Consider the following 14,580-nt stretch of genomic DNA (forward strand, 5'->3'; position numbering starts at 1 on the left):
AATTATCGATGAACGACTTCATACCCTATGAAATCATAGAAGGCGATTATGACAAAGGCATGGTTCTTCTGGCGGACCATGCCATGAACCTCCTGCCGGCACACTACGGCAAACTTGGCCTTCCGCAAACCGCTTTTCATCGTCACATCGCATTTGATATTGGCATTGAAGGGCTGACGCGCTCTCTTGCGGCCCGCCTCGGCGTGCCGGCCGTGCTTGGACGATTTTCGCGCCTCCTGATCGACCCCAATCGCGGCGAGGACGATCCGACCCTTATCATGAAGATTTCGGACGGGGCGATCATCCCCGGCAACCACCCGATTTCGGATGATGAATGGCAAAGACGGATCGAGTTTTTTCATCGTCCCTATCACAATGCCGTCGATCGCGTGCTCACCGGTGTAGCGCAGTCGTCGGGGGAAGCGCCGCTTGTTCTGTCGCTGCATTCGTACACGCCGTTCTGGAAAGAAACACCGCGTCCCTGGCATGCGGCGGTTCTGTGGGACACGGATAATCGTGCGGTCGATCCGCTTCTGGCGCATCTGCGCGCGACCGGCGACATTCTCGTTGGTGACAACGAACCCTATGACGGGGCGCTGAAGGGCGATACCATGTATCGCCATTGCATGATGAAGGGCATACCGCATGCGCTTCTTGAAGTTCGGCAGGATTTGATCGCGGATGAGGAAGGGATTGCCGAATGGTCGGACCGGCTCGCTCCCATTTTCGCCGCAATGAACGACGATCCCATTTTGCATGAATATGAGCTGTTCACCTCTCGCACCGGCCCCTACTGAGCCTGGAGCTGCCCCATGACGACACCGAATGACAAACAGCAGATTGAATTCGAGGCCGCCGCATTTCGCCGTCTCGTCGAGCATCTTCGCGAGCGTCACGATGTGCAGAACATCGACCTGATGAATCTCGCGGGCTTTTGCCGCAATTGCCTTTCCAACTGGTATGGGGATGCCGCTAACGAGGCCGGCGTTGCACTCACCAAGGAGCAATCCCGGGAAATCGTCTACGGAATGCCCTATGAGGAGTGGAAGGAAAAATATCAGGCGGAGGCGAGCGACGCCCAGAAAGCTGCCTTTGAGCAGAACAAGCCAACGGAATAACCCCCGATCGACGGAAACGACTTGACGTGAGGCCCGTCAGTGGGCAGGTCACAGGCCGGAATTTTTGCTGCCCGGCTGGCGGCGACCGGCGAAGGCTTCGCCTGGATTTAATGAACAAGGCTCACCCGAGCTGCTACCAATGAAGGATGATATGATGGACGAAACGAGCACCACCGAAACCGTCGCCGCCGCCGAACTGCGTCAATTCATCGAGCGCGTCGAGCGTCTCGAAGAGGAAAAGGCCGCCATTCAGGGAGACATCAAGGATGTCATGGGTGAGGCGAAGGGTCGTGGCTACGATACCAAGGCGATCCGCACCATCATCCGCCTGCGCAAGAAGGACGCCAACGAGCGTATCGAGGAAGAAACCATTCTTCAGACCTATATGGCTGCGCTTGGCATGGAATGATCGGTTGACGGTCCCACAATGAAAAATCGCCGCTTTTGCGGCGATTTTTGTTTGGATCGTCTGCGATATTCAGCTGCGAGTGCCAGCCAGCTTTTCAGAAAGGTCAGCGGCCTCTTTGCGGGCGTCCTTGTCCGCGGGATAGAGCGCGAGATAGCGTTCCCAGGCTTTCAGCGCCAGATCGTCACGGCCTGAGGCTTCGAGGATGTTTGCAAGGCTCGCCAATGCCGGAAAATAGCGCGGCTCCTTCTCCAGCGTCAGATTGATATCCGCCATCGCCTTTCGGGTGTCGCCATCCGCAAAATGCACCATGGCGCGGCGATAGGGCGCCTGCACGTAGTCCGGATCGAGTAAAATAGCCTGGTCGAGAAAATCGTAAGCGGCGGCGTTGCGCTTCTCGTCTGCGGCTTCGCCTGCCCATTGCATCAGGAGATTGATTGTCGCGCTGCCGGAATCGTTCCATTCGGAAGCGATCTGGTTGGCAATGCTGCGCGCCTTGACCGCATTCCGCTCTTTTTTCAGCGATGCGAAAAGACTGTCAACTGTCTTTGCAGGTGAAGGCGCAGCCTCCAGGGCTGCGGGAGGCTGACCATCTGCCGCATGACCAAGGGACGCCATTCCTGAAAGCAGGAGGCCCGAAAGCAGGAAACCCTGAGCGACGATGATAGCCGTGCAAAAACGATTTGGGCGCATGGGTTAAAGCTTAACCCGACTGCGCCCAATATCAAATGCAAAGTTCTGCACTGTCAACAAAGTGATCCGCGATGTGATCGCGAACCGCAGTGGCACTCAATCAGCCCTGACGAGCCTTGAAGCGCGGGTTCTGCTTGTTGATGATGTAGACGCGGCCCTTGCGGCGAACCAGGCGGTTATCGCGATGACGGGCCTTAAGCGCTTTAAGCGAATTCTTGATTTTCATTTTACTGGTCCGCAGTTTTGCACGGCTTTTACCGTGCTTATTCAAACAATCAAAAGCGCGCAACGGGGCGCGCTCTTTTCGGTTGGCAGGCAAATACCCGTTTGACCCCTGCCTGTCAACACTTCCAGACGTCTTTGCCTTAAAAGACTGAGGCTTTTCCTGTGTGCAAAAGCTCGGTCACATGGCCCATCTTGCGGCCAGGCCGTGCTTGTGTCTTGCCGTAAAGATGCACGAGACAGTCTTTTTTCGAAAGCCATGCTGGCACATCGTTGATGTCATCGCCGATGAGGTTCGTCATGACGCAATCCGAATGGCGGGCCGTGCTGCCGGGGACAAGACCGGAGACGGCTCGTATATGCTGTTCGAATTGCGAGACCACGCAGGCCGCTTCCGTCCAGTGGCCGGTATTGTGCACGCGCGGCGCCATTTCATTGGCAACGAGCGAACCATCGGTCAGGACGAAAAACTCGATGCCGATCACGCCGACATAGTCGAGCGCAGCCAGAAGCTTTTCCGCCGATTGCACGGCAACCGCCTTCGCCGCATCGGAGAGTGCTGCCGGCACCGTGGATGTATGCAGAATGCCGTTCAGATGAATGTTTTCGGCCGGATCGTAGCAGGTAACGGTGCCATCCCTGAAACGGGCGGCAATGATCGAGATTTCCCGCTCGAAAGCGACGAAGCTTTCGAGGATGAGCGGCACGCCACCGAGTGTTGCGAATGCGCCTGCGATGTCCTCACCACCCTTGAAAAGCCTCTGGCCCTTGCCGTCATAGCCCATGCGGCGGGTTTTCAGCACACCCTTGCCACCAAAAGCGGCCAATGCCGCCTCCAGTTCTTCCTGATTATCCACGGCGCGGAAATCGGCGGTCGGAATGCCGCAACCGTTGAGGAAGCGTTTCTCCGTCAGCCTATCCTGCGAGGCGCTGAGAGCCTGCGGCGGGGGATAAACGGGAACAGAAGCGCTCAGCGTCTCGGCTGCGGTGACGGGTACGTTCTCGAATTCGTAGGTCACGACATCGCAAAGGCGAGCGAGTTCCGCAAGCGCCGTCTCGTCACCGTATTCCGCGACGATCTGGCTGTTGCAGACCTGCGCCGCCGGACAATCGGCTTGCGGTTCGAGAACGATGGTGCGGTGGTTGAGGCGTGCGGCGGCCATTGCCAGCATGCGGCCAAGCTGCCCGCCGCCGATGATGCCGATGGTGAGATTGTTCGTATTCATCGTCATGTTAGAGGCTGTCACTGGGCGCTGTCCATGGGATATTCGGCAACGGCCGCTGACTGGCGCGCGCGCCATGCATCGAGCCGGTCTGCCAGGTCCTCGTCGCCCAGCGCCAGAACCGCAGCTGCCAGAAGTGCGGCATTGATAGCGCCGGCCTTGCCGATGGCAAGCGTTCCGACGGGAATGCCAGCGGGCATCTGGACGATGGAATAGAGGCTGTCCTGCCCGGACATCGTCTTGGATTGTACCGGGACGCCGAAAACCGGCAGCGGGGTCATGGCGGCGGTCATGCCCGGCAGATGGGCGGCGCCGCCGGCACCCGCGATGATGACCTTGAAGCCTTCGTCTTTCGCGCCATTGGCAAAATCATAAAGGCGATCAGGCGTGCGGTGGGCGGAAATGATGCGGGCTTCGTATTCCACGTCCAGCGCATCCAGCGTATCGGCGGCATTCTTCATGGTCTCCCAGTCGGACTGGCTGCCCATGATGATGGCGACGGGGGGTGTCTCTGCTGTCACTTCGCTTCTCCGGCTTACAGCATAGGCGCAAAAATCGATTTTGATTTCTGCAAGGCACGATGCGTAAATTCAATAGATTAGAGCGTCTCTCGTGCATCCGGCAGGAAGCACGGAAGCCACTCTAGGCAATGATATCGGGAATGACCTGATCTTCGATCTGGGTCATCTTGTCCTTGACGGCCAGCTTTTTCTTTTTCATGCGTTGTATTCTCAGCGCATCGCAGTTGGTCTGGATCATCGCGTTGATCGCAGCGTCATAATCCTCATGCTCCTGGCGCAGCCGCGCCAGCGTAAGCCTGATGTCCGCCTGGTCCTGATCGGGCATCTTGTCATCCCCATTTTATGCCAGCCGGAGAGCCTCCGGCGCGTATGTCATCGGTTCTCGAGCCTCTATCATCAAATCGCGGTAACGGGAAGTTATCCCTTGCGACCAAATTGCCCACTTATTGCCTTCATTTCGCCTTCGACAAGACCAACGATCCATGTCACATTGTCGTCGCAAACCTGAAACTCCAGCGATGGAGAGCTGGAGGTAGGCTTAAAAATGGAAGGACGTGCCGCATGACCATTCAGGCTCATATTGCATCGCTCGAAAAGAAACACGGTGCTCTGGAGGAGGAGCTCGAAAGTATTCTTGCTTCCCCGTCCTCTGACGATAGAGAGATCGCCGATCTCAAACGCCGTAAACTGCGCCTGAAGGATGAACTACAGAGGCTTCGCGCCTCCACAAGGCATTGATTGATGCCATTCCCCAGCCTTCGATGAAGGACTGACGGATTCTTTTTCGGCCCTGGCGGTACGTGCGTGCTGCCAGGGCTTTTTAGTGGCCGCCTTGGGTCTAGAAAGGCAGCCCGTCCCACAGCAGTTTCAGCGCCGCGATCAGCGCCATGGTATACATCAGCGGGTAGAACACTGATGGTTTCAGATATTTCACCACCCTTGCGCCGGCAAGCGTCGCCAGCATTGCCACCGGCAACAGGCTCGCCGATGTCTTGAGGTTGGTTGCATCAAGCGCTCCCAGCGCGAAATAGGGAATGAGCTTGATTGCATTCATGATCGCGAAGAAACGCACGCTCATGCCGGTATAGGTCTTGGGATCGAGCTTCAGCGGCAGAACATAGATCTGGAAGGGTGGGCCACCCGCATGGGCCACGAAACTCGCATAACCGGACAGGCTGGACCAGAGCGTTGCAGCCACCGGACGCTGCGGTCTGGCCGGAATCTCCTGCCCTTTGCGGCTTTTGAAGCTCTCCTGGAAATAACGCAGTACGAACAGGATCGTCACCGAGGCGACGACGAGGCGCATGGCGTCTGCCGAGATGAGGCTTGAGGTCGCCCAGCCGAGAGTAATGCCGGCGATCGCGCCCGGAAGCATGATGAGGAGCGTTTGCCGGTGGTTGTGGTGCCGCCAGGCCCATAGCGCCACAAGATCCATCACAATCAGGATCGGCAGGAAGATTGCCGCCGCCTGCACGGGCGGGATGGCAAGCGCCATCAGCGGCACGCCCATCAGTGCCAGCGCACCGCCCAACCCGCCCTTGGAAAGGCCGACAAGCACGACTGCGGGGATGGCGACGAGGAAAAAATGAAAATCGGTCAGCATGGATGAAGGTTGATCCTTTCGCCGGTCCGGTCTATCGGATTTATCATATCAAAACGAGTGCAGATAACGCCGAAAGTGTCTTCTGCCTGAAATGGACGAACCGATGACCAAAGTTGATAACCGTTGCCGCCTTGTTCTGATCGTCCCGCAATTGGACGACGCGCAAAAGCAGGCGACAGAATTGCAAGAAGCACTGCGAGGCGGCGATGTGGCTTCGGTCATCATTCCGCAATATGATCTGGATGACGCCACTTTCCAGAAACGCGCCGAATTGATCGTGCCGATGGTGCAGGAGGCTGGTGCCGCTGCCCTTATCGCGGGCGACAGCCGCGTTGCGAGCCGGGTGAAGGCGGATGGCCTGCATGTGGCGGGCAATGCCGAGGCGCTTGCGGAGGCCGTAGAAAATTTCGCGCCGAAGCTGATCGTTGGCGGTGGCAATGCCGATGATCGGCATAAGGCTCTGGAGATGGGTGAGTCCAATCCGGACTACGTGTTTTTTGGAAAGCTCGAAGGCGACATCAAGCCGGAAGCGCATCCCAAAAATCTGGCACTCGGCGAATGGTGGGCATCGATGATCGAGATTCCATCCATCGTCATGGGCGGCACCGATATCTCGTCGGTGGTTGCCGTGGCCGAAGCCGGCGTGGAATTCGTGGCGATGCGCAGCGGCGTTTTTGACAATGCCTCGGGTGCTGCCCAGGCCGTTTCTGAAATCAACGCGTTGCTTGACGAAAAAGCGCCACGGTTTGACGGTTGATACAGGCGATGTTGATGCGCTCGGTTCACGTCTGCCTTTCTATTTCGCTGCTGGCGCTGTCTTTAGGCGCGCCGGCGGGCGTTGCTTTTGCCCAATCCGGACCGCAAAGCGAAAGCAACGCGCTTTCCCGCCAGTTGGAGGATGAGGCGCAGCCTTCCCGTCAGGGCAGGGTGCAGTCCGAAGAGCAGAAGGACTTGCAACCGTCGCAGGGCGTCAACGTCTATCAGCGCATGGGCGCGGACCTGCCGGCCTTGCCGCCTGAAAAGGAGTTCAAGGGCCGGGTGGATGAGGCCTATGGGCATTTCCAGCGCGGCGAATATGTCCAGGCGCTCGACAAGGCGCTCAACCGTGCGCAGAACGGCGATGCGGCCGCCCAGACGCTGGTGGCGGAAATGATGTCGCGTGGTCTCGGCATCGCCCGCGACGAAAAGACCGCGGCCTTCTGGTACCAGCAGGCGGCACAGGGTGGCGATCCCGTCGCGATGTTCAAATTCGCCCTCATTTTGATGGAGGGCAAGTTCGTTACCCGCGACAAGGCGAAGGCCGACGATTACATGCACCGTGCGGCGGAAGCCGGCAATGCTTCGGCTCAGTTCAACTGGGGGCAGATACTGGTTTCGGAAAATCCCGGCGTAAAGGGATTGCTGATGGCCATGCCGTATTATGAAAAGTCCGCCGAGCAGGGCATTGCCGACGCGCAATATGCGGTGTCGCAGATCTACCACTCGGTCAAGGATGTGCCGGCCGAAAAGAAGGCCAAGGCGCGCGATTGGCTGACGCGGGCCGCAAAGGCAGGCTACGATACCGCGCAGGTCGATCTCGGCATCTGGCTGGTCAACGGTTTTGGCGGCGAGCGAAATCTGGATGAAGGCTTCCGCTGGCTTTACGGTGCTGCGCAGCGCGGCAATGTCGTGGCGCAGAACAAGGTGGCGCATCTTTACATTCAGGCGCTCGGCACACGGCCCGATCCGGTGGAGGCGGCCAAATGGTACGTGCTTTCCCGCCGCGCCGGGCTGAAGGATCCGTCTCTCGAGGATTTTTATCTCGGGATCACCGACGAGCAGCAGAAAAAGGCTATCGAGGCGGCAAATCGTTTCCGTCCGATGTGATGCAAGGCCGGTTGTTCGGCGCCAGCGTGCATGTGCAGGCTTTTTGCCTTGAATTTCCGCGCGTTTTGTGGTCTTGAACCGCAAACTTTCAATTCAAGAAAATAATGACGTTCCTGCCCGGCTAGCTTGCGGGTGGTTCGCAAGCTTTCCAGGAAACAAATTCGATGGCACGTTCAGCCCTTCTCAATGTGATGGTTCAGGCCGCCCTCAAGGCGGGTAAGTCTTTGTCGCGTGACTTCGGTGAAGTGCAGAACCTTCAGGTTTCGGTCAAGGGACCGAGCGATTTCGTATCGCAGGCGGACCTCAAGGCTGAAAAGATCGTGCGCGACGAGCTGATGAAAGCCCGCCCCACCTACGATTTTCTGGGTGAGGAAGGCGGCGAGGAAAAGGGCAGTGATGGTGCGCATCGCTGGATCGTCGACCCGCTGGATGGCACGACCAACTTCCTGCACGGCATTCCGCATTTCGCCGTTTCCATCGCGCTCGAGCGTAACGGAGAAGTCGTAGCCGGCGTGATTTTCAATCCCGCGACCGACGAACTCTACACCGCCGAGCGTGGCGGCGGCGCGTTCCTTAACGATCGTCGTATCCGCGTTGCCGCGCGGAAGGCCTTGACGGATTGCGTCATCGGCTGCGGTGTGCCGCATCTCGGTCGCGGCAATCACGGCAAATTCCTTGTCGAACTTCGCCATGTCATGGGTGAAGCAGCCGGCATCCGCCGCATGGGTGCTGCAGCACTCGACCTTGCCTATGTTGCAGCAGGTCGCCTCGACGGTTTCTGGGAAGCAGAGCTTTCGCCGTGGGATATGGCGGCCGGTCTGGTGCTGATTCGCGAAGCTGGCGGGTTCACCTCCGACGCCAAGGGCGGCGCGGATATCTTCGGCAGCGGCAGTGTTGCTGCCGGAAACGAATATATCCACAAGGCACTTGTGGAAGTTGCCAACCGTCCGATTCCGGGTCGTTGATCGATTTCGGCAGAAAACCTGCCGTTTAATCCAGGTTTTAGGCGCCCGGCGAACTATCGCCGGGCGTTTTTGTTTTTTCGGTCTTCGGTCAAGCCGGCTTTCGTGAAATGCCTGTGACGAAAGACAGGCTTTTCGCTTCAAATCGTCGCAATTTTCAAATAGCGTCCGGTTGATACGTGACCGAAGGGAATGCGAACGTTATGGCGGATTCGGAGTTGCTCGATCTCGGCGTGGAGAAGCCGGTGACCACACGGCAATACAGCCACAAGCTGTCCAGCCCCACACCGTTTCTGTGGACGATGGTTCTGTTTCTGATCCTCGTCGGCTTTCTGGCGGCCATTCTTTACCGGCAGGCGCACACGGCCTTCATGACGAATCCGGGCTTGAACGGCTTCATTCTCGGCGTTCTCGTCATCGGCATCATTCTGGTATTCACCCAGACCATGAGCCTGCGTTCGGAAGTCCGCTGGTTTAACGCATTCCGGGCCGCCGGCAGCGCCGAGAAAGTCGGCCGCGCTCCAAAACTGCTGGCCCCCATGAGCACGTTGATCGGCAAGCGTGGCGAAGTCCGGCTTTCTGCAGTTACGCAGCGGACAATTCTCGATTCCATCGCGACACGCCTTGATGAATCGCGCGATACTTCACGTTATCTTGTCGGCCTTCTGGTGTTTCTCGGCCTGCTCGGCACCTTCTGGGGTCTGATCGGCACCATCGGCGCCATCAGCAATGTCATTCAGTCGCTCGATCCCAGCGCCGGCACCAGCAACGATATTCTAAGCTCGCTCAAGTCCGGTCTCACCGCGCCGCTTTCCGGCATGGGAACGGCGTTTTCCTCGTCGCTCCTCGGCCTTTCAGGCTCGCTGATCCTCGGTTTCCTCGATCTTCAGGCCGGCCGTGCCCAGAACCGTTTTTACACCCAGCTCGAAAACTGGCTGTCGTCGGTGACGGATACGTCGGCGGATGGGCCAAAGGAATTCAACGCTGAACCCGGCGCAATGGTCAGCACTGAGCGCTCGCTCGCCGCCATGACGAGTCTTGCTGAAGGCATTCAAGGTCTGGTCAAGAACATGCGCAGCGAGCAGCAGATGTTGCGTGACTGGATCGAGGCGCAGCAGGAGGAATCGAAATCGCTTCGCCGCACGCTCGACCGGTTGTCGACACGTATCGACGGCGAGACAAAATCCTCCGGACGCACCCGGCACGATAACGGGAGCGAGTAGCCATGGCGCTTGCGCGCAACCGCCGCCGCGACAGGGGTGTGGATTATTGGCCGGGTTTCGTCGATGCGCTGTCGACGCTGCTCATGGCCATCATGTTCCTGCTGACGGTCTTCGTGCTGGCGCAATTTGTTCTGTCGCGGGAAATTAGTGGCAAGGACGAGGTGTTGACCCGCCTCAACAGCCAGATTGCCGAATTGACCGAACTTCTGGCCATGGAAAAGGGCAGCAAGCAGGATATCGAGGACGCGCTGGCGAGCCTGCAATCAACCCTTGCCGCATCTGAAAGCGAGCGCTCACGCCTGCAGTCGCTTCTCGATGCGGGATCGGGCAACAATGCAAGCGCCAATGCCCGGATTGGCAGCCTGACCGGCGAGCTGGATGACCAAAGACAGGCCAATTCCCGCGCCTCCGCACAGATCGAATTGCTCAACCAGCAGATTGCGGCGCTCAGGGCGCAGATCGCATCGGTGGAAGCCGCCCTGCAGGCGTCGGAAGCCAAGGATACCTCATCACAAGTCAAGATCGCCGATCTCGGCCGCCGTCTCAATGTTGCGCTGGCGCAGCGGGTTCAGGAACTCAACCGCTATCGTTCTGATTTTTTTGGGCGTCTGCGTGAAATCCTCTCGGATCGCGAAAACATTCGCATCGTCGGCGACCGCTTTGTCTTCCAGTCCGAAGTGCTCTTTCCATCCGGTGGTAACGACCTCAATCCGCAAGGGCAGGCGGAGATGGAGAAGCTGGCGGCCGCGCTGATCGATCTTGCCAAGGAAATCCCCACCGAGATCAACTGGGTTCTGCGCGTGGATGGCCACACGGACAATGTCCAGCTTTCCGGGTCCGGTCGCTTCCGTGACAATTGGGAACTTTCCTCGGCACGCGCAACCTCCGTGGTGAAGTTCCTGATCTCCAAGGGTGTTCCGGCCAACCGGCTGGTCGCTGCCGGTTTCGGTGAATATCAGCCGATTGCCGAAGGCGACACGCCGGAAGCACGCCAGCAGAACCGCCGTATCGAACTGAAGCTCACCGAACGCTGACACCTTAAGCCGTATCATAGCGGTTGCCTTGAGCTGCAAGTGAATTTACGTTCGCGTAAACGTAATTCTGTCGCATCTGGGAGGAGCTGATGGAGCGATATGATGTGATCGTTGTTGGCGCGGGGCTTGCCGGTCTGGTCGCAGCGACAGAGGCTGTTGAGCGCGGTTTCAGTGTTTGCCTTGTGGATCAGGAGGGGGAGCAGAACCTTGGCGGGCAGGCCTTCTGGTCGCTGGGTGGTCTGTTTTTTGTTGATAGTCCCGAACAGCGCAGAATGCGGGTGCGCGACAATCTCGATCTTGCAAGGCAGGACTGGTTCGGCTCCGCCGGTTTTGACCGCCCAGAAGATCATTGGCCGCGCCGCTGGGCGGAGGCTTATCTCAATTTCGCCGCGGGGGAGAAACGTCAATGGCTGCATCGGCTGGGCATGCGCTGGTTTCCCGTGGTCGGCTGGGCCGAGCGTGGCGGTTCCCTTGCTCATGGCCACGGCAATTCCGTTCCGTGTTTCCATGTCACCTGGGGCACTGGCCCCGGTGTGCTGGCGCCTTTCGTTGAAAAGGCAAAGACCATGACGGCAAGCGGTCGGCTCACCTTTCGGTTCCGCCACCGCGTCGATCATCTGGATATCACTGACGGCAGGGTGACGGGCATTTCCGGTGTTGTTCTTGCCAGGGATCCGGTGTTGCGCGGGCAACCAAGCAGCCGGGAAGAGCAGGGTGATTTTGTCCTTTCGGCCTCGGCGGTCATCGTCAGTTCCGGTGGCATCGGCGGCAATCAGGAACTGGTGCGGCGCAACTGGCCGTTGGAGCGGCTGGGCAAGCCCCCCGCGACCATGGTCTGTGGCGTGCCTGCGCATGTGGATGGCCGTATGATCGCTATTACGGAAGCAGCGGGCGGAACGGTCATCAATCGCGACCGTATGTGGCATTATACCGAGGGCGTGAAAAATCACGATCCGATCTGGCCGGACCATGGCATTCGTATTTTGCCCGGCCCCTCGTCTTTCTGGTGCGATGCGGATGGAAACCGGCTCGCTGCACCCGCGATGCCGGGCTTCGATACGCTCGGCACGCTTAAGATGCTGGGCGAACGCGGCAGCGGTCACAGCTGGTTCATTCTGACCAAGGCAATCATCAAGAAGGAATTTGCGCTTTCTGGTTCGGAGCAAAATCCGGATCTGACGGGCAAGGATGTGCGGCTACTGCTCAGACGGTTGGGCAAGGAGCCACCGGGGCCGGTGCGGGCTTTCATGGAACGTGGCGAGGATTTCGCCGTCCGTGATACGCTGGAAGAACTCGTGGCGGCGATGAATACCATAAACGGGGACAATCGGCTGAATATTGACCACATCCGCTATCAGATAGAGGCCCGAGACCGGGAGATCGAAAACGGTTTCAGCAAGGATACGCAGGTTACGGCGATCCACGGAGCGCGGCGTTATCTTGGTGATCGGTTGATGCGCACTGCAAAACCACATCGGTTGCTAGACCCGACAAAAGGGCCGCTGATTGCAGTGCGCCTGCATGTGTTGACGCGCAAGACGCTTGGCGGTTTGCATACGGACCTAGAGGCGAGGGTGCTGGACGCGGCCGGCAACCCTGTTCCGGGCCTTTATGCTGCCGGAGAGGTGGCAGGCTTCGGCGGAGGCGGCATGCACGGATATAATGCGCTGGAGGGCACATTCCTCGGCGGTTGCCTGTTTTCGGGCCGTGTCGCGGGGGGTAGCGTGATGGCTTAAGCCCACACGGCTCACGCTTGAGCGCGCAGTTCGTCCGGCCCTGTCTGGAATTGCAGCCGGGCAAGTCTCGCATAAAGGCCGTTCTGGCGGATAAGGCTCTGGTGCGTGCCTTCCTCGATGATACGGCCCTCATCCATCACCAGAATGCGGTCGGCCTTCAGCACAGTGGCGAGGCGATGGGCAATGACGATGGTGGTGCGGGTGTTCATCAGCTCATCGAGCGCCTTTTGCACCAGCGTTTCGCTTTCGGCATCCAGTGCGGAGGTCGCTTCGTCAAGAAGCAGGATAGGGGCGTTACGCAGGATGGCGCGGGCAATGGCGATGCGCTGGCGTTGACCGCCGGAAAGCGTTACGCCGCGCTCGCCCACCTGCGTGTCATAACCATCGTTCAGCCGGGCGATGAAGCTGTCTGCCTGAGCGGCGATAGCGGCCGTGCGCACTTCTTCGCGTGTCGCAGCCGGCCGACCGAATGCGATGTTATCGTGGATGGAGGAGGCAAAGATCGCCACATCCTGTGGAACAATAGACAGTCGCGCGCGCAGATCGGCAAGGCTAACATCGCGGATATCAACGCCATCGATGGTGATGCGGCCCTCCTGCGGATCGTAGAATCGCATCAGCAGCGAAAAGACCGTGCTTTTTCCCGCCCCGGAAGGGCCGACGATGGCGACGGTTTCGCCGGCATTGACCTTGAAGGAGAGGCCGGAGATGATCGGGCCACCGGTTGCGAGTGGATAAATGAAACTGACATTCTCGAATGCCGCTTCGCCGCGCGGCGGCTGAACCATCGAAACGGGTGCTGACGGCTCGGCAACGGGCGAGCGCTCGTTCAGCAGTTCGGAAAGCCGTTCAGCCGCGCCGCCCGCCTGTGCCAGTTCACCCCAGACTTCGGAGAGCTGGCCTAGGCCGCTTGCCGCGATGACCGAATAAAGCACGAACTGGCCAAGCGTACCCGCCGTCATGCCGCCGGACAAAACGCTTTGCGCGCCATACCAGAGAATGCCGACGACACTGCCGAAAACGAGCGCGATGGCGACGGCGGTGAGGATGGAGCGGGCGCCTATCGCTGCGCGCGCACCCTGATAGGCTGCTTCTACGGAGGCGCCGTAGCGGGCATTCGCAAGCGCCTCGGCGTTAAAGGACTGCACGGTGCGGCTCGCCCCGATAGTTTCCGAGGCATAGGCGGCGGAATTGGCCAATGTGTCTTGCGTATTGCGGGAGCGGGCACGAACCGAGCGCCCGAAAGCAATCAAAGGAAAAACGATGAACGGGATGGCCAGGAGCGCAAGGCCGGAAAGGCCGGGGCTGGTATAGATCATCATCGCCACCGCGCCGCAACACATGATGATGTTACGTAGCGCAACGGAAGCTGAGGAGCCGAAGGCCGAGCGAATCTGTACGGTATCCGCGGTCAACCGCGAGGTCAGCTCTCCCGAGCGGTTGGCATCGAAAAACTGCTGCGACAGCGTGGTGAGATGAGCAAAGACATCCCGGCGCAGATCGGCAACGACCCTTTCGCCGATGGTCATGACATAATAATAGCGCATGGCGCTGGCGAGAGCGAGAAGGACGGCAATGGCCAGAAGCACGGCGAAATAGCTGTTGATCATGCCACCGTCCGGCGTCTGGAAACCGTGATCGATGATACGGCGAACGGCAAGCGGCAAGGCGAGTGTCGTGGCGGAAGAAAGCACAAGCGCAAACAGGGCCGCTGCCATCAGGCCGCGATACCGCCTGAGATAGGGAAACAGGCCAAGCAGCGGCTTCAGGTTTCTCTGTTTAGCCGCTTTCTGCTCTTCAATGTCTGCCACGTCCGCTACACTCCTCGTTCCGTGCCGTTTTTCGGCCTTTTGCGGGTGAATTTCCGGCGCGCGGTAAAATTCTAGTCCCTGCGGCTATCTCCTTTCACAAGGGGATAGCAGGCTCTTGTTATCTGGGCGACCTTCATGTATAGGCTCCGCATCGAATTGGGA

General features: G+C 58.9%; 17 protein-coding genes. 10 read left to right on the forward strand and 7 right to left on the reverse strand.

The features are described 5' to 3' along the window. Positions 1-8: 8 nt before the first annotated feature. The 3 genes from ACQZ63_RS07500 (at position 9) to ACQZ63_RS07510 (ending at position 1,527) form a co-directional block, all read left to right on the forward strand. A complete protein-coding gene (locus ACQZ63_RS07500; RefSeq protein WP_035199675.1) occupies positions 9-797 on the forward strand; it encodes an N-formylglutamate amidohydrolase in 789 nt (262 codons plus the stop codon). Between the two features lie 15 nt (positions 798-812). Next, positions 813-1,118: a DUF1244 domain-containing protein gene (locus ACQZ63_RS07505; protein ID WP_035199673.1), complete on the forward strand. Its 306-nt coding sequence runs from the start codon at positions 813-815 to the stop codon at positions 1,116-1,118. A 151-nt stretch (positions 1,119-1,269) separates the two neighbouring features. Then, positions 1,270-1,527: a DUF2312 domain-containing protein gene (locus tag ACQZ63_RS07510; protein WP_006314683.1), complete on the forward strand. Its 258-nt coding sequence runs from the start codon at positions 1,270-1,272 to the stop codon at positions 1,525-1,527. A 69-nt stretch (positions 1,528-1,596) separates the two neighbouring features. Here ACQZ63_RS07510 and ACQZ63_RS07515 read toward each other — a convergent pair whose 3' ends face one another. From ACQZ63_RS07515 to ACQZ63_RS07535, 5 genes are all read right to left on the reverse strand, one after another. Then, the gene (locus tag ACQZ63_RS07515; protein WP_003511434.1) at positions 1,597-2,217 is read right to left on the reverse strand and encodes a tetratricopeptide repeat protein; all 621 of its coding nucleotides are present in this window, start codon (positions 2,215-2,217) and stop codon (positions 1,597-1,599) included. A 100-nt stretch (positions 2,218-2,317) separates the two neighbouring features. Further along, entirely contained in the window at positions 2,318-2,443 is a 126-nt protein-coding gene (gene ykgO / locus ACQZ63_RS07520) for a type B 50S ribosomal protein L36 (RefSeq protein ID WP_003497670.1), read from the reverse strand. A gap of 139 nt (positions 2,444-2,582) precedes the next feature. Continuing rightward, positions 2,583-3,671, reverse strand: a complete 1,089-nt coding sequence (locus ACQZ63_RS07525; RefSeq protein WP_035199671.1) for a 5-(carboxyamino)imidazole ribonucleotide synthase — start codon at positions 3,669-3,671, stop codon at positions 2,583-2,585. An 11-nt stretch (positions 3,672-3,682) separates the two neighbouring features. Then, complete coding sequence (purE, locus tag ACQZ63_RS07530) at positions 3,683-4,150, reverse strand: 5-(carboxyamino)imidazole ribonucleotide mutase (protein ID WP_034501985.1); 468 nt, start codon at positions 4,148-4,150, stop codon at positions 3,683-3,685. A gap of 154 nt (positions 4,151-4,304) precedes the next feature. Then, positions 4,305-4,508: a YdcH family protein gene (locus ACQZ63_RS07535; protein WP_003511431.1), complete on the reverse strand. Its 204-nt coding sequence runs from the start codon at positions 4,506-4,508 to the stop codon at positions 4,305-4,307. A 236-nt stretch (positions 4,509-4,744) separates the two neighbouring features. On the opposite strand from ACQZ63_RS07535, the gene ACQZ63_RS07540 reads away from it, so the two are divergent. Continuing rightward, positions 4,745-4,921: a YdcH family protein gene (locus ACQZ63_RS07540; protein WP_003511430.1), complete on the forward strand. Its 177-nt coding sequence runs from the start codon at positions 4,745-4,747 to the stop codon at positions 4,919-4,921. Positions 4,922-5,021: 100 nt separating this feature from the next. On the opposite strand, the gene ACQZ63_RS07545 is transcribed toward ACQZ63_RS07540, so the two are convergent. Beyond that, positions 5,022-5,786 (reverse strand): sulfite exporter TauE/SafE family protein, encoded by a 765-nt coding sequence (locus ACQZ63_RS07545; protein ID WP_003511429.1) that lies wholly within the window; start codon positions 5,784-5,786, stop codon positions 5,022-5,024. A 103-nt stretch (positions 5,787-5,889) separates the two neighbouring features. On the opposite strand from ACQZ63_RS07545, the gene ACQZ63_RS07550 reads away from it, so the two are divergent. From ACQZ63_RS07550 to ACQZ63_RS07575, 6 genes are all read left to right on the forward strand, one after another. Continuing rightward, the gene (locus ACQZ63_RS07550) at positions 5,890-6,543 is read left to right on the forward strand and encodes a thiamine phosphate synthase (protein WP_003511427.1); all 654 of its coding nucleotides are present in this window, start codon (positions 5,890-5,892) and stop codon (positions 6,541-6,543) included. Positions 6,544-6,551: 8 nt separating this feature from the next. After that, positions 6,552-7,652: a tetratricopeptide repeat protein gene (locus ACQZ63_RS07555; protein ID WP_019564913.1), complete on the forward strand. Its 1,101-nt coding sequence runs from the start codon at positions 6,552-6,554 to the stop codon at positions 7,650-7,652. 164 nt (positions 7,653-7,816) lie between these two features. Continuing rightward, entirely contained in the window at positions 7,817-8,617 is an 801-nt protein-coding gene (locus ACQZ63_RS07560) for an inositol monophosphatase family protein (RefSeq protein WP_003511424.1), read from the forward strand. Between the two features lie 200 nt (positions 8,618-8,817). Further along, on the forward strand, positions 8,818-9,837 hold the full coding sequence (locus ACQZ63_RS07565; protein ID WP_035199661.1) for a hypothetical protein: 1,020 nt from the start codon (positions 8,818-8,820) through the stop codon (positions 9,835-9,837). 2 nt (positions 9,838-9,839) lie between these two features. Further along, complete coding sequence (locus tag ACQZ63_RS07570) at positions 9,840-10,871, forward strand: peptidoglycan -binding protein (RefSeq protein WP_003511422.1); 1,032 nt, start codon at positions 9,840-9,842, stop codon at positions 10,869-10,871. An 89-nt stretch (positions 10,872-10,960) separates the two neighbouring features. Then, entirely contained in the window at positions 10,961-12,607 is a 1,647-nt protein-coding gene (locus ACQZ63_RS07575) for an FAD-binding dehydrogenase (RefSeq protein ID WP_448799116.1), read from the forward strand. Positions 12,608-12,618: 11 nt separating this feature from the next. Here the strand turns inward: ACQZ63_RS07575 and ACQZ63_RS07580 are convergent, their stop codons facing one another. Continuing rightward, positions 12,619-14,418 (reverse strand): ABC transporter transmembrane domain-containing protein, encoded by a 1,800-nt coding sequence (locus tag ACQZ63_RS07580; protein ID WP_111801842.1) that lies wholly within the window; start codon positions 14,416-14,418, stop codon positions 12,619-12,621. Positions 14,419-14,580 lie beyond the last annotated feature (162 nt).

This window comes from Agrobacterium sp. CG160-95, assembly GCF_053521725.1.